Source organism: Williamsia muralis, from assembly GCF_002735905.1.
Lineage (GTDB): Bacteria > Actinomycetota > Actinomycetes > Mycobacteriales > Mycobacteriaceae > Williamsia > Williamsia muralis_A.
Map to the genome: position 1 here is coordinate 634958 of NZ_PEBD01000010.1, position 20863 is coordinate 655820.

Below are 20863 nucleotides of genomic sequence, written 5' to 3' on the forward strand. Positions count from 1 at the left end.
GGCCGTGCGGGGAGCGCGCTCTGGATGCATCGCTGTCCACTCCTGAAGTTGCGGCTCTCACCGGGCGCCGTTGTTTCGTTAGGCTGGTAGTCGCTTGTCGTGAGGCATTTCTGGGGGCGTTTTGACGCTCGGTCCACAGCTGTTCTGGTGAGTACTGCCGGCGTGTCCCCGCTGCCCCTGTTCGCTTTTTTCGCCCCGTCGTTCATCAACGACGGCCAGATGATCTTCGTGGTCGTCATCTGGCTGTTCACTCTCGCCAGCCTCGCAGTCACCCTCCGACGAGGCCGTTTGAGCGATCGAGAGTTCATGGTCATCGGCCTGGGAGCAATGCTGTGCATCTTCGGGGCGTCGCTGGTGGTCACGGACCCGGCCGCGGCACGCGCAATCGTGTCCCTGCTGGCGGTCCTCCCGGCCATTGCGGCCATGGGTTCGTCACGATGGGTGACGGGCGCGTTCACGATGATCGCGGTGTCACTGGCGGTCACGTCGTCGGTGGTCGAAGTGACATCGACGACCGCGCTGCTGGTCGCCGGCACTGCCGCCGTCATCACGGTCATCGTGCCGGTGTCCATGGTGGCGGCGCTGCGCGCATCGCTACGAATTGCCATGGACAAACTCGCCAGGCTTGGTGAGACCGACCCGCTGACCGGCCTTCTGAACCGGCGCGGACTGCTAAAGCGCAGCGGCGGTCTGCTCGACTCGGCGACCAAGCTGGGCCGATGCATCGGCTTCATGATGATCGACGTCGACGATTTCAAGATCGTGAACGACACCTACGGACACGCCTACGGGGACACGGAACTTCGCGGGACGGCCGCGGCGATTCGGCGGGCGTCCGGTCCAGACGCGCTCGCCAGCAGGATCGGCGGGGAGGAGTTCGTCGTGATGGCAGCGGTGAACGGAGCTGCCGAGCTGGTGCACTTGGCCGAACGGATACGAGAGGGTGTAGCTCACGATTGCATGGTCACCATCAGCATCGGCGCTGTCTACGCACCGGTGGCGCGTTCGGCACAGGGGAGCCCGAACATCGAGCAGGTCATCGACGGTCTCACCCGGTCGGCAGACAAGTGCGTCTACACGGCCAAGGACAGTGGTCGCGACCGTGTGGTGTCCAGCGAAGTACCGGAGATTGCGTGGGTGCCGGGAGGGCCCAGCGAACCGGAGGGTGAATTCACCACCGAGCGCAGCACCAGCATCCTCGACCTCGTCCGCCGAGCGAACCCCCGTTGAACTGACGTTTCGCCGGCGGGACGAGCTGCGCTGTCAGGTGAGTTCTTCGGTCTCCAAGACGAAACCGGCCGACTCGAGGCGCTCGATGAGAACGTCGCCGATCGCTGCGGCGGGGGTCAGCACACCGGTCCGATTCGGCAGCACGTCCCGGTGCAATGCAAGGGAGAGTGCACTCTCGGCGAGCATGACCGCGGTGGCCTTGTACCCGGGGTCGCCTTTGGCTCGCATCCGCGACCGGTAGCGCCTGCCGGTGCTGGTGGTGGTGTAGGTCTCGGTGGTGAAATGACCTGTCTCGCGGACCTTTTCACTCGGTCCCTCGCCTGGTTTGGGAAGGATCCGGTCGAGTACGCTGCGTACCGGTCCCACGGACATGGCGCCGAGGAAGGCCACGGTCCCGGCGCTGACGGCACCGGCAACAGCGGTCGAGACGCCCGGGACGCCGCCCACGTACATTGCTTCGCCGTAGTGGAAGTCGTCGCCGTAGGCGCCATCGAGCAGAGCGTTGGATCGACGGACGATGCGGGTGTTGTAGCTCGCCATGAAAAACGGCGCGAGCGTTCCCTTTAGTGATGGATCGACCTTGGACCCGCTGATCATCGCCATGTCGCTGGGCTCTGCGCTGCGTTTGATGCCTGCTCTCTCACCGGGGGCCGTCGAGAGGGCGTGAGGGTCGAGCAGCGTTCGCCGGGTGTCGGGGTCCGCGGCTTCTTTGGCGATCACCCGCATCGAGTCGACCGTGCCGCCGCTGACGCCGCCACGGAAACTGCGCACGACCATGGTGGTGTCACCCATCGAGCCGGCCTGGTCTGCGGTGATGCGTTTGTGGAGGAGATAAACGCCGAGATCCGATGGCACGGAGTCGAACCCGCAGGAGTGCACGATACGTGCGCCGGTCGCCTCGGCCTGCTCGCCGTACTTGTCGATCGACAGGCGTACGAAGGGCACCTCGCCGGTGAGATCGACGTAATCGGTACCCGCGTTGGCGGCAGCGGCCAGCACGCTCTCGCCGAACTTGAGGTAGGGGCCGACCGTGGTGCAGATGACGCGAGTGCGTGCGGCCATCGCATCGAGGGAGGCGGGCGAGTTGATGTCGGCGACCACGAGGGGCCAGGTATCCGCCGGTGCCGGCAGGTCGAAACGCACCTGGGCCAACTTGTGTTCACTACGGCCGGCAAGCGCGATTTTGGTTCCCTCTGGTGCGAGCTCGGCCAGGTAGGCGGCAGTCAGCTTGCCGACAAATCCTGTGGCCCCGAAAACGATGACGTCGAACTCCCGATCACTCATGACCCCGACCTTACTGACGCGAGACGCGACCGGCGAAAAAATCTCGCCAACCGCGTCTCGTTGGTTGTGGTGTCTGGCGGCAGAGCCGCTGCAGACGTCAGTAGTAGTGCGCTCGTCCACCGACCTTGCGACCGGTCGCGCCCAGGATCCAGAGCACCGCCCCGACCACGATCAAGATGGCTCCGACGATGTACAGAATGTTGATGCTGAACACAAGACCGAGAATCAGCAGAAGCAATCCCAGAATGATCATTTTGGCTCCATTACGCCCCCGTACCAGCTCGGCATGCCCCGTCGATGTCTTCGACGATCGGCCGAACCCACGTCTCCCGCTGTTGTGGCCGTTCGTGCGCCAGGGAACCGCATGAGATCGAATACCCTTGTTGCAAAACGCTAAACAAACAGGCTGTGACCTGGGCTACAGGCGCAGGTGTTCGCTACACCGACACCATTTCTGATGCGGCTGCGGGATGGCGGCGCCGAAGCCACCACTGATAGGCGCGCGCAGCGAACGGCGCGACAAACAACATGATGAGTACCCGGAGCATCTGGGCCGCGACGATGAAGGCCAGATTTCCGCCGGTGGCCGATGCCGTCGCGAGCACTGCGTAGATGCCGCCTGGAGTGGTGGCGAGGTAGCTGTCGAACATCGACTCGCCCGTCCACAGACTGAGCAATGCGCCGAGCCCGGCCGACGCCGCGGCGATCGCAACGATGAGCACGGTGGCGAACGGCAGGATTCTGGCGATGGCCACGAGGGCCGACCTGGTGAAGCCGAGCCCGGCCTGCCAACCGATCACCGCGTAGGCGACCTGCACCAGGACAACCGGAATTGCGGCGGCGGTGGTGATCCCCAGCAACTCTCCGGCGACCGACAAGATGAGCGGGCCGAGCAGTCCCGCCGCCGGCAGTCGGATGACTCGGCCGACCCCGTAGCCGACGACCATGCAGACCGCGAGGACGAGCAGCCCCCACCATGGGTTGCCGTGATTCTCGGAGAACTCGCCTCCGCCACCCGATACGGACTTCCCGTAGACGAAGATCGCCACGAGCGGCATCGACATCGTGATGATGGCGACGCGGAGATATTGGACAACGGCAACGATGCGCTCGTCCCCACCCAGTTCTCGGGCCAGGGCCACCAGGCCGGAAGCCCCGCCTGCCACGAGGGCAAGTGACCCGGTCAGCGAATCGACGTTGCGATGCAGTCCGAGCAGTGCCCCGCCGACCACCGAGAGCGCAAGTGTCGCAAGGGCCATGGACAGCACAGCAGGCCAATCCGAGCCGATACCCGAGAGGGTGTCGGTGGAGATCAACGTGCCGATGTACACGCCGAGCACTCCCTGGGCCGCCAGTCCGATCGGCCGGGGCATGGGAGGTTTGTCGCCACGGGCTCGCGGTGCCCACCCGACGACGGCCAGGATTGCTGCCACCACGAGGCCGGCGAACAACGCCGCCGAGGGGACCCCGGCCGCGGACAGGCCGACACTCGCCACGGCGGTGAACATCATCAATCCGATCCACCGCTTCACGATTGCAAGTTTACGCTTGCAATTATTCTTTCTCCACTCGGGAAGAACGGTGAGAAAACGAAGTACAATCTTGGTATGTCCAGAGCTGACCAGGCGGCAGGGGGGTTGGGTACCGCGGATGCGACCCGTCTTCGGGAGGCGATGATGGCGGTCACCCGACAGGCGCGAAGACATCGGCCCGCCCACGGACTCACGATGACGCAGGTGGCCCTACTCGGTGACCTCGACCGGAACGGGGTGAGCACGGTCGCCGAATTGGCGGAACGAGCGCAGGTGAAGGTGCAGTCACTGACGCTGAGCATGAACCGTCTCGAAGACCTCGGACTCATCACCCGGCGCACCGACACCGTGGACCGCCGCAGGCAGTTGGTCGAACTGACCGAGCCCGCCGTTCCACTGCTCGAAGCCGACCGCAGGCAACGCGACGAGTGGCTTGCCGAAGCCGTCAACCGGTTGTCCGACACCGAACGCGGGCTGCTGATGCTCTGCGTGCCGGTTCTCGAAAAGGTTGCGGCGTCCGCGGAGTGACAACCGGAGGTGCTGCCCGGGTCAGACCGTCGACGATCTCCGATACGGCTCGCGTCCTGCGGGTTGCGTCGGAGGCTCTCCGGCGCGGGCCGGTGGGATGGCCAGTGTGATTGGCTCATGATTCAAGACGAATGCCTCACCGTGATGCACCAGTTCCATCTTGTCGCCGTGCACCAGTTGATAAGTGGCCTCGCCGGCATCGATCTGAACTTCGATGCATCCGGTGCCCACCGCCAAGCGGAACACCATCCGGTTCAGGCGTGAAGGCAACCGGGGCGCGAAGGACAACGTTCCGTGGTGGTCGCGCATTCCGCCGAAACCTGCGACGCAGCAGAGCCAGGTGCCCGCAAGTGAGGCGATGTGCAGACCGCTCGACGAGTTCTGGTGCAGGTCATGAAGATCGGTGAGCGCAGCCTCCACCAGGTAGTCGAAGGCCAGGTCTAGGTACCCGACTTCGGCCGCGATGACCGATTGTGCGCACGCGGACAGCGACGAATCGCGCACAGTGAGCGATTCGTAGTAGTCGAAGTTCCGCTTCTTCTGTTCGGGGGTGAACGCGTCGCCCCGCAAGTACATCGCGAGCACCAGATCCGCTTGCTTCACAACCTGTTTGCGGTACAGGTCCTGGTAGGGGTAGTTCAGCAACAGCGGATAGTTCTCCGCCGGTGTGCCGTCGAAGTCCCACAGTGCCTGCCGGGTGAAGGACTCGCTCTGCTGGTGCACGTCGAGCGACGAATCGAACGGAATGGACATCCGGGCGGCGCAGTCCTTCCAGTGCGCCGTCTCCTCGTCGTTCACCCCGAGCCGCCGCGCATCCGAGGGATGCCGGGTGCACGCCTCCGCGGCATCGCGAAAGTTCCTCTGCGCCATCAGATTCGTATACAGGTTGTTGTTGGCGACCGCCGAGTACTCGTCGGGGCCGGTCACTCCGTCGATCCGGAAATGGCCGTGCAGGTCGTGATGTCCGAGTGACACCCACGAACGGGCGGTCTCCACAAGCAGCTCGAGGCCGTGGTCGACTTCGAACTGCGCATCACCGGTCGCCGCGACGTACTGCGCCACTGCGTAGGCGATGTCGGCGTTGACGTGCACGGCAGCACTGCCTGCCGGCCAATAGCTCGAGCACTCCTCGCCGTTGATCGAACGCCACGGGAACATCGCGCCGACCTGACCGAGTTCGCGGGCGCGGCTCTTGGCCTTGTCCAGCGTGGAGTGCCGCCATCGCAGGGCGTCGGCCGCTGCGGCGGGAACCGTGTAGGTGAGTACCGGCAGCACATACGTCTCGGTGTCCCAGAACGCGTGACCGTCGTAGCCGGGACCGGTGAGTCCCTTGCCAGGGATCGCACGGGTTTCGCCGCGTGCCCCGGCCTGTAGGACGTGGAAGAGAGCAAACCGGATCGCCTGCTGGAGTTCGGCATCGCCGTCGATCGTGACGTCGGCGGCGGACCAGAAGTCGTCGAGGTACCGGCGCTGGCGGGCGAGCAGCTCGTCCCAGCCGTTGTCGAGCGCAGTGGCCAGGGCAGCGTCCACCTGAGCCCGCAGAGCAGACGGGGACCTCTGACTGGACCAGCCATAGGCCAGGTACTTGGTGAGCGTGATCTTGTGACCCACCTCCACTTTGGCGGTGACCGTGAGACGGGCCAGGTCGCCGCTGAGGACCTCGCAGCTCACCGAGTTCGGTGCGTCGAGTTCGTGGTCCATGGCGGCCGCCATACGCAGCCCCGACTCCCTGGTGTGATGCCCGAGTACGGCGCGATGCCCGTGTGCTTCGGCGAAGTCGGCCACCAGAGGACGATCGAGCGCCGCAGAGACCCGGGGGTCCTTGCCCTGTTGTGGCGTCGACTCATTGGCGAGCAGATCCGACTGCAGCACCAGCTCCATGTCGTGATCGAGGGGTTCGACCTCGTAGCGAATGGCCGCGACCGCACGCTCGGTGAACGATACGAGTCGTTCGGTACGCACCCGCACCCGTCGGCCGGTGGGCGAGGTCCATTCGGTGACCCGTTGCAGGGTTCCGGCACGGAAGTCGAGGGTCCACTCGAGTTCCTGTGTGCTGCCGTACCGCAGATCCATCGGCTCGTCCTCGACGAGCAGGCGGATGATCTTCCCGTTGGTCACGTTCACCACGGTCTGCCCGTCCTCGGGATAGCCGTAACCGGCTTCGGCATATGGTAATTCGCGCCGTTCGTAATAGCCGTTGAGGTAGGTGCCGGGATTGAACACCGGTTCGGCCTCCTCGAGGCAGGCGCGTAGACCGATGTGGCCGTTGGAGAGCGCGAAGATCGACTCGATGTGTGCAAGTTCGTCGGCCTTCGTTCCGCGCCAGATCAGCTGCCACGGTGCGACCTCCAGGCCGCCGCCCTGGGTCATCGGGGATCCAGGAGTTCGGTCAGGGCATCGACGACCACGTCGGCACCCGCCTGCTCCAGTTCGTGCCGGTGCGTGTCGCCCTCGGTGCGGTCGACGCCCACCACATGACCGAAATCTCCGGCATGGCCGGCCTGCACGCCGGAGACGGCGTCCTCGAAGACGGCCGCCTGAGCGGGGGCCACGCCGAGCGCCTTCGCCCCGGCGAGAAACGAGTCCGGCGCCGGCTTGCCCGCCAGCCCCTGTTCGGCGATCACCAATCCGTCCACGCGGGCCTGGACGTAGGACTCGAGCCCCGTCGCACGCAGGATCTCCGCGCCGTTCTTCGACGACGTCACGACGGCGATGGCCAACTGTGCCTCCCGGGCTGCGTTCAGATAGGTGATGGCATCGGGGTATGCCTGTGCGCCTGTGGTTTTGAGGATGTCGAGGAAGAGGGCGTTCTTGGTGTTGCCGATGCCTGCGACGGTGGCGTCGTGCGGGCCGTCGTCCGGGCTTCCCGGTGGCAACGTGATGTTCCGTGACCGCAGGAACGTGGTGATGCCGTCGTCCCGGGAGCGGCCGTCCACGTATCGCAGGTAGTCGTTCTGGTCGAACGGCCGCTTCTGGGTGGCGTCATCGGCGGGATAGGTCTGGAGGAAGGTGTCGAACGCCTGCTTCCACGCCTGACTGTGGATGACTGCGGTACTGGTGAGCACCCCGTCGAGATCGAACAGCAGCGCGGTGACCGAGCTCGGTAATCCAATCACCGCCCCGACGCTACCCGTGCGCTCGCGACAGCACCGGCCGTGTGGCGCATCCGATCGGGCCGGGACCGCCCGCCGCGACCGCGGTTAGCCTGAAGTAATGAATCCCTCGACTCTGCAGGCCCGAGTGATCGTCGACGAGATGATCCGCGGCGGCGTACGCGAGGCGGTGCTGTGCCCTGGTTCACGTAATGCACCGTTCGCCTTCGCCCTGCACGCCGCCGACGCAGCGGGCAGACTGCGACTCCACGTCCGGGTGGATGAACGCACGGCCGGATATCTCGCACTGGGCCTGGCGGTCGCCTCCGGGCAGCCGGTGCCCATCGTGATGACCAGCGGCACCGCAGTCGCCAACATGAGCCCGGCGGTGTTCGAGGCCAACTATGCGCGTGTGCCACTGGTGGTGGTCAGCGCCAACAGGCCGTATGAACTTCTCGGCTCGGGTGCCAATCAGACCATCGAACAGTTCGGGATCTTCGGCACGCAGGTGCGTGCCGCCATCAGCCTGGGCCTCGCCGAACAGAACCTCGACACCAACAGTCAGTGGCGTTCGGCAGTCGGACGCGTGCTGGCCGCGGCGCGCGGAGCCCGCACCGGCAATGCGGGCCCCGTCCAATTCGACATCCCGTTGCGCGAACCGCTCGTGCCCGAACCCGGCGTCGGACCGCACGACGACCTCGGCGCCTACAGCGGACGACCCGGCAACGCGCCGTGGACCGCGACAGCAGTCGGGAAGCTGGACGTACCGGTGGAGATCGACCTCACCGAGCCGACCGTGGTGGTCTCTGGGCACGGTGCCGGACACCGTCCCGAACTCGCAGCGTTGCCCACGGTCGCCGAACCGACCGCACCTGCCCCCGAGAACCCGCTGCATCCGCTGGCTCTCACCGCGGTACGACCCACCCAGGCCATCATCTGCGGCCGGCCCACCCTGCACCGCCAGGTGTCGACGCTGCTCGCCGACCCGTCGATCAGGGTGTATGCGCTGACAACCGGGCCGCGGTGGCCGGACGTCTCCGGCAATGTGTTGGCGACGGGTTCGCGAGCCATAACCACCGGTGAGCCCGACGAGGACTGGCTCAAGGACTGCGCCGCCGCACATCAACGAGCGGTCGGGGCGGTGGACGCCGTCCTCGATGCCGCCGACCTGCCCACCGGGTTACACGTGGCCCGGGTTGTCAGCGCCGCGATGTCGCCGGGTGAGCAGCTCGTGGTCGGGGCATCGAACCCGATCCGTGACGTCGCCCTGGCCGGTCGGGTGGGACCAGACGTCCGGGTGCTGTCCAACCGGGGTGTGGCAGGTATCGACGGCAACGTCTCCACGGCAATCGGGGCCGCGTTGGCCCGTGATGTGCGCACCGTGGCGTTGATGGGCGACCTGACGTTCGTGCATGACGCGACGGGTCTGTTGATCGGTCCGGCCGAGCCGCGACCGGGTCGGCTGACCATCGTGGTGGCCAATGACGACGGCGGCGGGATCTTCGGGTTGCTCGAGCAGGGCGACCCCCGCTTCGACGGGCCCGACTACCTCGGCGCCCACGAGAGGGTGTTCGGTACTCCACACCGCACCGACCTGGCGTCGGTGTGTGCGGGCTTCGGTACGAGGCATTCGCTGGTGACGCCGGCCGAGCTACCCGCGGCACTGAGCGCCAAGGGCGAGGGCATCGACGTGGTGGAGGTACGCACCGACCGCGCGTCGCTGCGGTCGGTGCATGCCGCCATCAAGGCGCGCCTCTAGACCGATCGGGTCCTCTCGATTCGTCGGTGATGGGTCAGGGCTTGAGCAGGGTGAACTGCATGACGTCGACGTAGCCCTGCCGGAACAGCTCCGCGCACCCGGTGAGGTACTTCATGTACGTGTCGAACGTTTCCTGCGAGGCGATCTCGACCGCTTCGTCATGGCGGCGCTCCAACGCGGCCGACCAGAGGTCGAGCGTTCGTGCGTAGTGCAGTTGGAGCGGGTGCACCCGGTCGACCGTGTACCCGACACGCTCGGCGCCCTCGACAACCCACTTCGGTTCCGGCAACTGCCCTCCCGGGAAGATCTCCCGGGTGATGAACCGCGTGAACTCGAGGAGCTTGCGGTCGATCGGCAAGCCCTTGTCGCGGATGTCGTGTCGATTGTGACCGACGATCGTGTGTAACAACATCCGACCGCCCGATGGCAGGAGTGAGAACGACTTCTCGAAGAACGCGTCGTACCGTTCCTTGCGGAAGTGCTCGAACGCTCCGATGCTGACGATGCGGTCGACCGGTTCGTCGAACTCTTCCCATCCCTGCAAGCGCACCGAAGCCCGCTCCGGGGGCCAGCCACGGTCGTCGATGAGCCCTTCGACATATTCGAACTGATTCTGCGACAACGTCAGTCCCACCGTGTCGACGCCGTACCCCTCCACTGCCCGCATCACCGTGGCGCCCCATCCGCAACCGATGTCGAGCAGGCGCATGCCCGGCTGGAGGTCGCATTTGCCCAGTGCCAGATCGACTTTCGCGCGCTGAGCCTGTTCCAACGTGTAGTCGTCCTGCTCGAAGTAGGCGCAGCTGTACGTCCGCGTCGGATCGAGGAACAGTGCGAAGAAGTCGTCTGACAGATCGTAATGAGCTTGGACGTCGTCGAAGTAGGGTTTGAGGTCGGCCATGAAAGGTCCAATCAACGAGACTGAGCGACCGCAAGCAACGCCCGAGGGTTTCAGCGCAGCGGCCACTGGTCTCGGGATATTACGGGTAACTCGTATTCAATGTTGGATGAACAACATTGTTGGCCTGTTGCGTCGGCCGTCACACGGCTCGATGAGGAGGCGGCTGGAGTCGCTATTGTGGCCGCATGTCCGCTACCGTGCTGCGCCGAATCCAGATCGGACTACTCACGGTCGGGGTGCTGGTCACCATCATGATGGCCGTGATGGTCGCCGGGTCGTACCGAGACGATGCACTGATCGACGACGACAAGGCCACCGCCGTGGCCGAGGTGGTCAGCGCCAGCCCCACCAAGGCCACCGTCAGCTTCTCCACACCGGACGGCATCTTCCGCAGTCCCAGGCTCGGCGTGTTCTACCCCGGACGCCTGACCGAGGGGCAGCGGATCAGCATCGAATACTCCTCGACCAACCCCGAGCTCGTTCGGGTGGCCGGACGCGACGCGAGTCTGTCGATCCTGCCCGCCCTGTCGGTACTGGTGTATTCGTGGCTCGCCATCGCGGCGATCATGGTGCTGCTGGCCGAAACACACCGCCGTCGCGCCAATGGACGTTCACCTACGGTTCGGCCTGCGGTCACGGCGTCGCAGACCTCCTGACAGGTCCGGTGCCCACACTGGCACCGTGCGAGTCGCAATCGTCGCGGAGAGCTTTCTCCCGAACATGAACGGCGTGGTGAACTCCGTGCTGCGGGTGGCCGAGCATTTCGAGCACACCGGGCACGAAGCAATGGTCATCGCGCCGGCCCTTCCCCGGTCGGCGAGCAAGGGTGAAGAGCCGTCGCGCGGGCCGGACGAGGTGTCGGGCGCTCCTGTGCACTACATCCCTTCGGTGATGGTCCCGAAGGTCAGTTCACTGCCCGTGGGTGTGCCCGCGCCGTCGATGTTCCGCGCTCTCGCAGATTTCGAGCCGGACGTGGTGCACCTGGCATCGCCGTTTGTGGTCGGGGCCGCGGGAGCTGCCGCAGCACGGCGTCTCGACGTGCCGTCCGTGGCCGTGTTCCAGACCGATGTCGCGGGCTTCGCGGCGAGCTACGGGATGAAACTGGGCACTCGCGCTGCCTGGGCATGGACCCGTAAACTCCACACCGCGTGCGACCGCACTCTCGCGCCGTCCACCGTGTCGGTGAAAGCCCTTCGAGATCACGGCATCCCACGGGTGTTCCAGTGGGGCAGAGGTGTTGATGCTGAGCGGTTCCACCCCGATCGACGTGACGAGTCGTTGCGGTCGCGGTGGAGCCCACAGGGCAAGTTGATCGTCGGTTTCGTCGGCAGATTGGCGCCCGAGAAGCACGTCGAGCGCCTCGCGGTGCTGTCCGGGCGTTCGGACGTGCAGCTGGTCATCGTGGGCGGGGGACCTGAGCGCGAACGGCTCGGCAAGCTGATGCCCGACGCGGTGTTCACCGGGGAACTGGGTGGCCTCGACCTGGCCCGCGCCTATGCCAGCCTCGACGTCTTCGTGCATGCGGGCGAACACGAGACGTTCTGTCAGGCGGTGCAGGAGGCCCTGGCCAGCGGTGTTCCCGCGATCGGCCCCGACGCCGGGGGGCCACGTGACCTGATCACCCACTGCCGGACCGGGTACCTACTCGGCGTCGAAGATTTCTCGCCAAGGCTCGCCGATGCGATCGCGACCTTGCAGGACAAGAGGACCCGTGACGAGTTCGGCACCGCGGCCCGGCGCAGCGTGCGCGGACGCACCTGGGCGGCCATTGCTGACCAGCTGATCTGGCATTACGACGACGTCCTCGGCCGCGACGACCTGTTGCGTCGGCGGTCGGCATAGAGGCTCACGGGGACTCTTCTCCAGCCGGTACGGTGGCCGTTATGTCTCGTGCATCGCTGGCCAAGGATCCCGCCGACGTCGCGGCCATGTTCGACGGAGTGGCCGGCCGCTACGACCTGACGAACACGGTGCTCTCGTTCGGTCAGGACAGGGGATGGCGGGTCGCCACCCGCAAGGCGCTTGCCCTCGGACCCGGCGACGTGGTGCTCGATCTCGCCGCCGGCACCGCGGTGTCCACCGAAGAGCTGGCCCGCTCGGGCGCGGATTGTGTGGCTGCCGATTTCTCCATGGGCATGCTCAAGGCCGGCGCCCGGCGGTCGGTACCGAAGGTTGGGGCCGATGCGTTGCATCTGCCGTTCGGAGACGAGTCCTTCGATGCCGCGACGATCTCCTTCGGGCTGCGCAACGTGAACGACGTCGACCAGGCTTTCGCAGAACTGTTCCGGGTTCTCAAACCCGGTGGGCGAGTGGTGATCTGCGAGTTCTCCACCCCGGTGTTCGCGCCGATGCGCGTGGTCTACATGGAATACCTGATGAAGGCGCTGCCCTCGGTCGCCAGGAAGGTGTCCAGCAATCCGGATGCCTATGTGTACCTTGCGGAATCGATCCGCGAATGGCCCGACCAGGCTGCTCTCGCGCAGCGGATGAAGTCCGCAGGTTTCGAGCACGTCCGCTGGCGCAACCTCACCTTCGGCATCACCGCGCTCCACCGCGGCATCAAGCCCCGCTAGCCGGTCCTGTCCCGCCCCCACCACCCCCGATGATGTGCGGTTTTGGCGGTCGCGACCTGGGGTTTTGCTCGCCAGAAGGGCACATCATCGGGGGTGGTGGGGGGCGGGGATTGCGGTCAGACCTTTTGTTCGACGAGGGCGTCGCGCACGGTGACGGCCTTGGGGAGCAACCCGTTGGCGAACAGGAGGTCGGCGGCCCGCTGCTGCTCGTCGAGGAATTCGTCCGAGACGGGGTTGATGCCGAACGGTCGATTGCGCAGGGCTGACTCCCACGCGTCGAGACTGGCATCGCCGCCACGTGCGACGATGTCATCGACGAAGAACTGCGCGGCTTCGCGCGGATGGTCGACGATCCACTGGTCCGATTCACGCAGCGCATCGACGATGTGGTTGAGCTCCTGGGAGTTCCTCTCGGCGAAGTCGCGGCTGGTGAACCACAGCGACGGGTGACTGAACAGCCCTTCGGTGTCCACCAGGGTTCGCACCTCGATGTCCGCTTCCACGGCGCTCAGTCCTGGATATGCGCCCACCCAGGCGTCGATCGAGCCCGACCGGAAGTCGTCGGCGCCATCGGTGACCGAGGTGTTCACCGGGATCACATCCGACCACGACAGCCCGGCATTGTCGAGAGCGAACAACAACAACGTGGTCTGCCACGAGCCGTGTGCGATACCGACCCGTTTGCCCGCGAGGTCTTTGACCGACTGGATGTCGGAGTCGCCCTTGACAATCAGCCTGCCGTTCTCGACGCGCGGACCCGAAATGCCCACGTAGACAATGTCTCTACCGTGCGCGAGCGCCGTGATCGGAGGGGTGAAACCGGTCCCGATGAAGTCGTAGCCACCGTCGGCGAAGAGCCAATCGGAATGCAGGGTGGGCAGATCCCGCGTCGGATCGGGCTCGGGGGAGTCCGGCAGCGAACGCAGATCGACCCAGTCGACGTCGAGGTGTTTCTCGAGGATGCCGAGATGACGGAGGACGAACAGAGAATTGTTGTGGGGGAAGTAACCGACGCGAATGGTCATGGTGGGCTCCTGGCGTGGGGTGATGGTCAGATGTTCGGGATGAGACCGAGTTTGCGGGCCTCGTCGACCAGTCCGGATCGGCTCCACTGCGCTTCGAGGTTGGTGGGATCGAATTCGGCTGAGCCGCCCAGGGTTTCGGCAATGGCCTGGAACTGCGCTCCCTCTTCGAGGAGCACGATGAACTTGGCCGTTTCCAGCAGGCCGTCGCGGCCGATGACGTTTGCTCCGCCGTTGGCCTCGAAGATGGCCACCAAGTGTGGGTCGGTCTGCAGCCGCTCGAGGATGAACTCCGAGGCCGGCTGACGGCGGTTGATATGCGGTGGGATCTCGCGCGACAGTGTCAGGCGTTGTGAGGCGGCGTAACGGATGGGCAAGGTCCGATGGGTCTGCGCCCAGCCACCGAGCCACGGTGTGTGGATGTGGACCACCGTGGTGATCTCCGGATGGGCGCGGAACACGTCGGCATAGGACGTGACGAATCCCGCTCGACCGGAGCCGGACAACACGGTGCCGTCGAATGTTGCGACGATCGGCTTGACCGTCTTGTCGTCGGCCCACGGTCCGGGTTCGTTCAGGGCGATCGCGATCTCTTCACCCGGAACGCGTTCGACAAAGTTCACGGTGCCGTTTGCGGACACCGTCCCGGTCTCCCGGAAGACGGTGAAAGCCTTCTGGGCATCGCGCGCGGCGTTCTCGACGAAGTCGGCTATCGCCTGGCTGAGCCCGGATTCGGTTGTGGTCATGGGAGTTCCATACTTTCTGGTTGGGGGTTGGTCGGGGTCAAACGATCGGGTCAAACGGTGGCGTGTTCGAGGAGCACCTGATCTGGCCTCGTCAGTCGTGAGCGCCCCAGCAGGGGCAGGACCTCTTCGCCGACCCGGTACGCCTCTTCCAGATGCGGGTTGCCCGCCAGGATGAAGGCGTCGACACCGAGGTCCACGAGTTCGTCGAGGCGCTCGGCGACCTGCTCGTAACTGCCGACCAGCCCGAAGGCGGGTCCACCCCGCAGGAGGCTGAAGCCGGCCCACACGTTGGGCTGGACCTCGAGATCGCGGTAGCCGGTGATGGTCTCGGGAACCCAGCCCTTGATGCGTCCGGCGCCGACGGAGTCGCCCTGTGCCTGCCGGTTGGCCGCCTCACGGTCGACGTACTGCCAGCCTTTTTCCAGTTCCGCCCACGCGGCTTCCTCGGTGTGCCGGGCCAGGACGTCGATCCGGACAGCGAACTTCGGGGTCCGCCCGAGCTTCGCCGCATGTTCGCGAACGCCGTCGAACTTGGCCTTCAGATCGCCGTAGGGTTCGAGCCACGACAGGTAATAGTCCGAATGCAGACCTGCCGCACCGACCGCCGCTGCCGACGAACCGGAGAAGTAGACCTCCGGGAACTGCTCGCCGGCCAGATCTGATGGCAACAGCGCTCCCTCCGTGCGGAAGAAGCGTCCTTCGTAGTCGAAAGGCTCGGTGCCCCAAACACCTTTGAGTACTTCGAGGAACTCTGTGGTCCTGACATACCGGTCGTCGTGGGCGACCTTGTCCCCCCACCACAGCTGATTCGGGCCGCCGCCGCCGCTGATGATGTTGTAGACGAGCCGTCCGCCGGTGGCGCGCTGCAGACTGGCCGACATGCGGGCCGCCTGGAGGGGATGCAGGAAGCCCGGCTGGAACGCCACCATGAACTTGTAGGTGGTGGTCTCCCGAGCCAGCGCGGCTGCCACGGCCCACGGGTCGTCGGTGCCCGGGAACGAAGGCAACAGTCCGCCGAGGAACCCTGCCGATTCGGAAGCCTTTGCCACCGCGGCCATGTGGTCGATGTAGGCGTAACCGTCGGTCTGGCCGTTGCGGATCGCCGGGGCGATGTTTCCCGGGCCGATGCCGTTCCATTCACCCCGGTTGCTGCGGCGCGGTGTCCTGAGGGTGGCATGATCGCCGCCCATCCCGATCCGCCAGTAGATGTCGATCGTCATGGTGTTCTCCGTTTACAGGTGTTACGCGAGTACGCGGGCGGGGTCGGTGCGATACAGCAGGTGCTCGGCGGCACGGTGCAACTCTTCGATGTGGGGCACCCCGGACAGCACGAAGACGTCGATTCCGCCGGCCGCGAGTTCGGAGATGCGCTGCGCGACATCGTCATAACTTCCGACCAGTCCAACCGATGTCCGGTGGCCGAGATGCTCGAAGCCGGTGAACGTCACATCGTCGATACGGCCCCCGCCGGGATCGGCAGCGCTTCCCGGCAATTGCGCCCACTGACGCCGCAATCGAGCCCAGGCCTCGTCGGTGGTCTCTCGGGCGATGATCGGCAATCGCAGACCCACCCCGATCTGCCGGCCGAGACCCCGTGCGCGGCCGGTCAGCTCCTGAACCGAGGTATCGAGCGAACCGGACAACTCGAACAGGTGTACATCGCCGTGCCGTGCCGAAAGGTCCAGTGCCGCCTCGCTGTCTCCGGAGAGGTAAACGGTCGGGAAGGCGTGCCCGGTGACGGCTTCGTCGAATCCGCCGTCGATGACGTCGTAGAACTCGCCCGCGAAGTTGAACTCGCCTCCGGCGAACCCGCCGCCGCGTGCTCCGGCGCCGGTCCACACCCCTTTGGCAACCGTGAGGAATTCGTCTGCCCGCCGGTACTTTTCGGCCAACGAGGTCCGATCACCGCGACTACGATCATCGGTATCGGTGGTCTCGACGGTGACGTGCCAATCGAGCCGATCGCCGGAGAGCCGCTGCAGGGTGGCAGATACCTTGGCGGCATACACCGGGGTGCCGAAGCCGGGATGGAACCCGACGCCGACACGAGCGTGCCGGGTCTGCCTCAGCGCGTTGCCCGCCACGATCCAGGATTCCTCACCGTGAGGGTCGTACGGCGCGATCACGCTGTCGTAGCCGGTGAGTTCTGCGCCCGCGATGATCTGATCGAGTGCGTCGAACGGGCCGAAGCGTCCGGGCCTGATGTCGGTGGCGACCGCCGAGGTCGGGCCGGGGCCCCACCCGCCACGATGTCGCGGGGCGGATCCCACATGGCGACTGTCACCACGGGTGGGTAGTTCCCACGCGTAACGCACCATCAGCGAACACCCTTTGCCGCAACACGTTCCGCTTCGACCTCGGCGAAGGCCAGTTCGAGCGGCTCGCGGGCGACCCAGCTCTCGACATCGAAGTCGTGTGCCAAGAAGCCGTGGGCGTAGAGGAACTGCTTCTGTACGCCGATGAGTTCCACGCGCTCGTCGTTCAGCGACGGGTGCAGTGAGGTGTGGAACTCGTCGCCGTACGCCTTGGCCACGCCCTCGGGACCCGAGTAGGTCTCGCGTGCCAAGACCTCGCGAACGGTGCCGAGATTGGTCGCGGCCCAGTCCGCGGCCCGGAGACTCTCGGCGAGGAACCCGACAACAACCTCGGGGCGCTGCTCGAGGAGATCGGCGTGCACGGTGATCGGTCGTGGGGTTCCGTTGTTGACCCGCAGTCGTTTCGACTCGGTGCGGTCGAGGTCCACCAGCACTCGCAAGTTGTTCTCGATGGCGACCTCGGCTGCCCGGGCTCCCTTGACGTAGATCGCGTCCACCGACCCGTCGAGCAGCTCCTCGACACCTGAACTGGCCGAACGGATTCTGTCGGCAGCGTTGGTCCGCACCTGCGGATCGGTGTTCACCGCGGTCTCCCGGACGACGACGTCGGCGAAGGTGAGGCCACCGATCCGCAGCGCGGATGCGAACCCGTGCAGCGCCATCGCCCGCGGAAAGCTGCGGGCCTGGTCAGCAGCCCAGCCGGGGATGCCGATTCGTTTGCCCGCCAACCCTGCCGCGCTGTCGATGGACGATTCAGGGCCGACGAGGATGGCCTGCGACTCATCGATCCAGGTCAGTCCGATGAGCCGGGTCGGCGAACCGGCGGCCCGAGCGGCGATGGCGGGAACGTTGCCGCCTTCACGGATCAGTCCGGACAGTTCGTGGTCGAAGTGGTGTGATGCGATGGCCGGTTCGGCGTCTTGGAGGATCGAGAAGCCCAGGTCGCTGCGCGCAGCGCGCTGACCGAGCCAGCCCAGGCTGTTGGCCAGCCCGCTGGCCGTGGGCACGGGGCATCGCGTGTACCAGAGGGTGTCGATGGTGGTGTCCGGCGCAGTGATGGTCATGAGGGGGTCCTGTTCTGGTGGGTCAGGTGGATCGGGGTGATGTGCTCGGTCGGTTCAGGATTGGTATCCGGTGTGTTCGGGTGCGATCCGCCCGACACCCAGTTCGGCGAGGAACTCGGCTCGATACCGCAACGACTCCGGGTCGGTCCGGTCGCGGGGGCGGGTCAGGTCGATGTCCTCGTCGACGCGGAATCGTCCCTCGGACAGGATGAGTACCCGGTCGGCCAGACGAACGGCCTCGTCGACGTCGTGGGTGACGAGCAGGACAGCGGGCCGGTGCCGGGATACGAGGTCTCCGACCAGGTCCTGCATGTTGAGTCGAGTGAGTGCGTCGAGTGCTGCGAAAGGCTCGTCGAGCAACAGTAATTCGGGTTCCCGAACCAGCGCGCGTGCCAGAGCGACGCGCTGGGCCTCACCTCCGCTGAGGGTGGCCGGCCATGAATCCGCCTTGTCCACCAGGTTGACCTCATCCAACGCATCGCGGCCGCGTTCTCGGGTGGCCTTGCCGCGGCGTTGGCCCACGATCACGTTGGGCAACACCCGCTTCGAAGGGATGAGCCGCGGTTCCTGATAGACCGTGGTGCGCTTCGCCGGCACCAGCACACGTCCCGAGTCCGGGTTCTCCAGGCCGGTGAGCAGGCGGAGAAGCGTGGTCTTTCCCGTTCCGCTCGGACCGAGCAACACCACGAACTCACCGCTGTGGATGGTGAGGTCCACCTGGTCGAGGATCACCTTGTCGCCGAAAGACTTCGAGACGTTCGTCAGCGATACCGCCACGGGATGACCGGCTCGGCGCTCACGTGCGGTCGGGGGAGTGGGCTCCCGTTCGAGCAGGGGCGGCAGCGGGGCCTCTGGGCTCATCGGATGCTCACCCCCTGACGCCACGGCATCGAATAACGTTCGAGGATTCGGACGAAGGCGTCGAAGACCAGGCCGAGGATGGCGTAGAGGACCACACACAGGACCATGTAGTCGGTGCGGTTGTACTCCTGCGCCAGACTCACCAGGTAACCGATGCCCTCGCGGGTGCCCACCTGCTCGGCGGCGATGAGCCCGGTGATCGATATCGAGAGGCAGATCCGCAGCGCCATCAGGATTCCCGGTAATGCCGCCGGGATTATCACGCCGAAGATGAGTCGAGGCCCGGTGAGCCCGAAACTCTGCGCCGCCTCGATCATCTTGCGGTCGACGTTGCGGACGCCGAGGTAGCTGTACGCGTACATCGGGGAGACCGTCGCGACCGCGATGAGCAGGACCTTGAACGTCTCGTCGATACCGAACCAGGCGATGAACAGCGGTACCAGCGCCAAGAACGGGATGGCGCGGTTGATCTGCATCGTCGCGTCGATCAGTTCCTCACCGAGGGTGTACAGGCCTGCCAGGACCCCGAGGATGAGCCCGACACTCACCCCGAGCGCGACGCCGATCACCGCTCGCTGTAGCGAGGCGAGGGTGAAGTCGATGAGTTGGCCGGTCTCGTACAACTCAACCAGCGCGTCCCAGACGGCCGGCGGCCCGGCCAGGATCTCCTCGGAAATCCATCCGGTCGCCGACCCGATCCACCAGACCGCAACGATGATGGCGGGCACCAGAACTCGCAGGGGCAGCGTCAGCCAGAAGGGGCGACTGCGTTGCTTGCGGTGGCGCGGAGTCTCGAGACGAAGTCCCGATCCTCCGATCCCGACGGCATCCTCAGACGCTGACGGACTCGACTTCGCAACAGTCGACGATGTCATTTCCGGTTGCTCTCATACTCTTTGACTTCGGCAGGCAGATCGAAGAACACCTCTGAGGCGAGGACCGGCTTCTGGATGACCCCGGCCTCGAGGAACAGTGTGGAGACCGATTCGAGGTCGGTGCCATCTTGTGCCGTGGGATAGCGCGGAGTTGCTGCCTGTGAACCCAGAGCCAGTGCACGATCGAGTCGATCGTCCTTCAGGGCTCGGGGACCGGCCTTCTCGAAGACGTTCTCGAAGTCGGACGGGTTGGCACGCTGCTGATCGGTCAACTGCTGCACCACCTCGAGGTACTTCTGTGCGACGTCGGGACGCTGCTCCAGGACCTCGGTGCGCACGGCGATGATGGTGTTGTCGACCGAGCCGATACTCGCCTCCGTCGCGATCTCGACCCCGCCCTTCGCCTTCGCCTGCTGGTAGGGCTCGAGGAACGAGGCCCACGCTTCCACCTGTCCGGTGGAGAAGGCAGAGGCCGCATCGGCCTGCTGCAGCGGGACCCGCTCGACCTGGTCGAATGGAATGCCCGCCTGCTGCAACGCCTTCAGGGTGATGTACTCGCCCTTGCCGGCCGGGTTGACCGCGATGCGCTTGCCGATGAGCCCATTGACCGAGGTGATCCCGGAGTCCTCGGTCACCACGATGCCGTTCTGGTCCTTGCCGACCGGGTCCGCGGTGGCGATGATCTTGACGCCGACGTCCTTGGACAGCGCACCGACCACAGGGCTGTAGGCGCCGCCGGACACATCCAATTGCCCGGTGTTGAACAACTTCAGGTTCGACGAGAACCCGGGCGTCGTCTCGACCCATTCGATCTTGGCGTTCAGCGGGGCCAGCGCCTCGTCGAAAGTGCCGTCGCGCTTGCCGACTGCGAGTGGACCGGCGTTGCCCGGGTCGGCGACCTGGAGCACAAAGGCATTGGCATTGCTGCCGCCATCGGAGTCCGAGTCGCTGCCACACGCAGCGGCGAGGGTGAGCAACGGCAGCACCGCCAGCAGGCCGGCAGCGCGGCGGAAGGTTCGAGATCGTGGCATCGAGGGCTCCTGTTCGAGGGGGCGTGAGGGTCGCCGCGTGTTGGTGTTCA

20 protein-coding genes are annotated in these 20863 nt (G+C 65.7%); 6 read left to right on the forward strand and 14 right to left on the reverse strand.

Features of this window, described 5'->3' with window-relative positions:
* Positions 1 to 147: 147 nt before the first annotated feature.
* Positions 148 to 1230 carry a GGDEF domain-containing protein gene (locus tag CSW57_RS16590; RefSeq protein ID WP_223249314.1) on the forward strand — a complete coding sequence of 361 codons (1083 nt, stop codon included), beginning with the start codon at positions 148 to 150 and terminating at the stop codon, positions 1228 to 1230.
* A gap of 33 nt (positions 1231 to 1263) precedes the next feature.
* On the opposite strand, the gene CSW57_RS16595 is transcribed toward CSW57_RS16590, so the two are convergent.
* From CSW57_RS16595 to CSW57_RS16605, 3 genes are all read right to left on the reverse strand, one after another.
* On the reverse strand, positions 1264 to 2514 hold the full coding sequence (locus CSW57_RS16595) for a saccharopine dehydrogenase family protein (RefSeq protein ID WP_099383787.1): 1251 nt from the start codon (positions 2512 to 2514) through the stop codon (positions 1264 to 1266).
* A 97-nt stretch (positions 2515 to 2611) separates the two neighbouring features.
* Positions 2612 to 2767 (reverse strand): DUF6131 family protein, encoded by a 156-nt coding sequence (locus tag CSW57_RS24510; RefSeq protein WP_023962269.1) that lies wholly within the window; start codon positions 2765 to 2767, stop codon positions 2612 to 2614.
* 184 nt (positions 2768 to 2951) lie between these two features.
* Positions 2952 to 4046, reverse strand: a complete 1095-nt coding sequence (locus CSW57_RS16605) for an AbrB family transcriptional regulator (protein ID WP_099383788.1) — start codon at positions 4044 to 4046, stop codon at positions 2952 to 2954.
* Between the two features lie 75 nt (positions 4047 to 4121).
* Here CSW57_RS16605 and CSW57_RS16610 point away from each other — a divergent pair, with 75 nt between their 5' ends.
* Entirely contained in the window at positions 4122 to 4574 is a 453-nt protein-coding gene (locus CSW57_RS16610; protein ID WP_099383789.1) for a MarR family winged helix-turn-helix transcriptional regulator, read from the forward strand.
* A 21-nt stretch (positions 4575 to 4595) separates the two neighbouring features.
* Here the strand turns inward: CSW57_RS16610 and CSW57_RS16615 are convergent, their stop codons facing one another.
* Complete coding sequence (locus CSW57_RS16615) at positions 4596 to 6944, reverse strand: glycoside hydrolase family 65 protein (RefSeq protein ID WP_099383790.1); 2349 nt, start codon at positions 6942 to 6944, stop codon at positions 4596 to 4598.
* Positions 6941 to 7690 carry an HAD family hydrolase gene (locus CSW57_RS16620; protein ID WP_099383791.1) on the reverse strand — a complete coding sequence of 250 codons (750 nt, stop codon included), beginning with the start codon at positions 7688 to 7690 and terminating at the stop codon, positions 6941 to 6943. Before CSW57_RS16620 ends, CSW57_RS16615 begins: the two co-directional genes overlap by 4 nt.
* Positions 7691 to 7787: 97 nt before the next feature.
* Between CSW57_RS16620 and menD the strand changes: the two genes are divergently transcribed.
* On the forward strand, positions 7788 to 9425 hold the full coding sequence (gene menD, locus CSW57_RS16625; protein WP_099383792.1) for a 2-succinyl-5-enolpyruvyl-6-hydroxy-3-cyclohexene-1-carboxylic-acid synthase: 1638 nt from the start codon (positions 7788 to 7790) through the stop codon (positions 9423 to 9425).
* A 34-nt stretch (positions 9426 to 9459) separates the two neighbouring features.
* On the opposite strand, the gene CSW57_RS16630 is transcribed toward menD, so the two are convergent.
* A complete protein-coding gene (locus CSW57_RS16630) occupies positions 9460 to 10326 on the reverse strand; it encodes a cyclopropane mycolic acid synthase family methyltransferase (protein WP_099383793.1) in 867 nt (288 codons plus the stop codon).
* Positions 10327 to 10511: 185 nt separating this feature from the next.
* On the opposite strand from CSW57_RS16630, the gene CSW57_RS16635 reads away from it, so the two are divergent.
* From CSW57_RS16635 to CSW57_RS16645, 3 genes are read left to right on the forward strand one after another with little or no spacing between them, the layout of a single operon-like run.
* Positions 10512 to 10982: a DUF3592 domain-containing protein gene (locus CSW57_RS16635; RefSeq protein ID WP_099383794.1), complete on the forward strand. Its 471-nt coding sequence runs from the start codon at positions 10512 to 10514 to the stop codon at positions 10980 to 10982.
* Positions 10983 to 11007: 25 nt separating this feature from the next.
* Complete coding sequence (locus CSW57_RS16640; protein ID WP_099383795.1) at positions 11008 to 12168, forward strand: glycosyltransferase family 4 protein; 1161 nt, start codon at positions 11008 to 11010, stop codon at positions 12166 to 12168.
* A 41-nt stretch (positions 12169 to 12209) separates the two neighbouring features.
* Positions 12210 to 12899, forward strand: a complete 690-nt coding sequence (locus tag CSW57_RS16645; RefSeq protein ID WP_099383796.1) for a demethylmenaquinone methyltransferase — start codon at positions 12210 to 12212, stop codon at positions 12897 to 12899.
* Positions 12900 to 13015: 116 nt separating this feature from the next.
* Here the strand turns inward: CSW57_RS16645 and CSW57_RS16650 are convergent, their stop codons facing one another.
* The 8 genes from CSW57_RS16650 to CSW57_RS16685 are packed head-to-tail and all read right to left on the reverse strand — an operon-like array spanning position 13016 to position 20813.
* Positions 13016 to 13924: an ABC transporter substrate-binding protein gene (locus tag CSW57_RS16650; protein ID WP_099383797.1), complete on the reverse strand. Its 909-nt coding sequence runs from the start codon at positions 13922 to 13924 to the stop codon at positions 13016 to 13018.
* A 26-nt stretch (positions 13925 to 13950) separates the two neighbouring features.
* Positions 13951 to 14667 carry a class II aldolase/adducin family protein gene (locus CSW57_RS16655; RefSeq protein ID WP_099383798.1) on the reverse strand — a complete coding sequence of 239 codons (717 nt, stop codon included), beginning with the start codon at positions 14665 to 14667 and terminating at the stop codon, positions 13951 to 13953.
* A gap of 50 nt (positions 14668 to 14717) precedes the next feature.
* The gene (locus CSW57_RS16660; RefSeq protein ID WP_099383799.1) at positions 14718 to 15887 is read right to left on the reverse strand and encodes an LLM class flavin-dependent oxidoreductase; all 1170 of its coding nucleotides are present in this window, start codon (positions 15885 to 15887) and stop codon (positions 14718 to 14720) included.
* Between the two features lie 21 nt (positions 15888 to 15908).
* Positions 15909 to 16985, reverse strand: a complete 1077-nt coding sequence (locus CSW57_RS16665) for an LLM class flavin-dependent oxidoreductase (protein WP_099383800.1) — start codon at positions 16983 to 16985, stop codon at positions 15909 to 15911.
* The gene (locus CSW57_RS16670; RefSeq protein ID WP_099383801.1) at positions 16985 to 18046 is read right to left on the reverse strand and encodes an ABC transporter substrate-binding protein; all 1062 of its coding nucleotides are present in this window, start codon (positions 18044 to 18046) and stop codon (positions 16985 to 16987) included. Before CSW57_RS16670 ends, CSW57_RS16665 begins: the two co-directional genes overlap by 1 nt.
* A gap of 54 nt (positions 18047 to 18100) precedes the next feature.
* Positions 18101 to 18907, reverse strand: coding sequence for an ABC transporter ATP-binding protein (locus CSW57_RS16675; RefSeq protein ID WP_099383802.1), 807 nt, complete (start codon positions 18905 to 18907; stop codon positions 18101 to 18103).
* Complete coding sequence (locus tag CSW57_RS16680; protein ID WP_099383803.1) at positions 18904 to 19782, reverse strand: ABC transporter permease; 879 nt, start codon at positions 19780 to 19782, stop codon at positions 18904 to 18906. Before CSW57_RS16680 ends, CSW57_RS16675 begins: the two co-directional genes overlap by 4 nt.
* Positions 19779 to 20813 (reverse strand): NrtA/SsuA/CpmA family ABC transporter substrate-binding protein, encoded by a 1035-nt coding sequence (locus CSW57_RS16685; protein ID WP_099384545.1) that lies wholly within the window; start codon positions 20811 to 20813, stop codon positions 19779 to 19781. The genes CSW57_RS16680 and CSW57_RS16685 overlap by 4 nt, the downstream gene beginning before the upstream one ends.
* Positions 20814 to 20863: the final 50 nt, after the last annotated feature.

Coding starts and splice junctions, on each gene's coding strand:
- CSW57_RS16685 (WP_099384545.1), bottom strand. CDS start 20,813: ATGCCACGATCTCGAACCTTCCGCCGCGCTGCCGGCCTGCTGGCGGTG.
- CSW57_RS16610 (WP_099383789.1), top strand. CDS start 4,122: ATGTCCAGAGCTGACCAGGCGGCAGGGGGGTTGGGTACCGCGGATGCG.
- CSW57_RS16650 (WP_099383797.1), bottom strand. CDS start 13,924: ATGACCATTCGCGTCGGTTACTTCCCCCACAACAATTCTCTGTTCGTC.
- CSW57_RS16615 (WP_099383790.1), bottom strand. CDS start 6,944: ATGACCCAGGGCGGCGGCCTGGAGGTCGCACCGTGGCAGCTGATCTGG.
- CSW57_RS16595 (WP_099383787.1), bottom strand. CDS start 2,514: ATGAGTGATCGGGAGTTCGACGTCATCGTTTTCGGGGCCACAGGATTT.
- menD (WP_099383792.1), top strand. CDS start 7,788: ATGAATCCCTCGACTCTGCAGGCCCGAGTGATCGTCGACGAGATGATC.
- CSW57_RS16655 (WP_099383798.1), bottom strand. CDS start 14,667: ATGACCACAACCGAATCCGGGCTCAGCCAGGCGATAGCCGACTTCGTC.
- CSW57_RS16680 (WP_099383803.1), bottom strand. CDS start 19,782: ATGACATCGTCGACTGTTGCGAAGTCGAGTCCGTCAGCGTCTGAGGAT.
- CSW57_RS16645 (WP_099383796.1), top strand. CDS start 12,210: ATGTCTCGTGCATCGCTGGCCAAGGATCCCGCCGACGTCGCGGCCATG.
- CSW57_RS16670 (WP_099383801.1), bottom strand. CDS start 18,046: ATGACCATCACTGCGCCGGACACCACCATCGACACCCTCTGGTACACG.
- CSW57_RS16630 (WP_099383793.1), bottom strand. CDS start 10,326: ATGGCCGACCTCAAACCCTACTTCGACGACGTCCAAGCTCATTACGAT.
- CSW57_RS16635 (WP_099383794.1), top strand. CDS start 10,512: ATGTCCGCTACCGTGCTGCGCCGAATCCAGATCGGACTACTCACGGTC.
- CSW57_RS16665 (WP_099383800.1), bottom strand. CDS start 16,985: ATGGTGCGTTACGCGTGGGAACTACCCACCCGTGGTGACAGTCGCCAT.
- CSW57_RS24510 (WP_023962269.1), bottom strand. CDS start 2,767: ATGATCATTCTGGGATTGCTTCTGCTGATTCTCGGTCTTGTGTTCAGC.
- CSW57_RS16660 (WP_099383799.1), bottom strand. CDS start 15,887: ATGACGATCGACATCTACTGGCGGATCGGGATGGGCGGCGATCATGCC.
- CSW57_RS16675 (WP_099383802.1), bottom strand. CDS start 18,907: ATGAGCCCAGAGGCCCCGCTGCCGCCCCTGCTCGAACGGGAGCCCACT.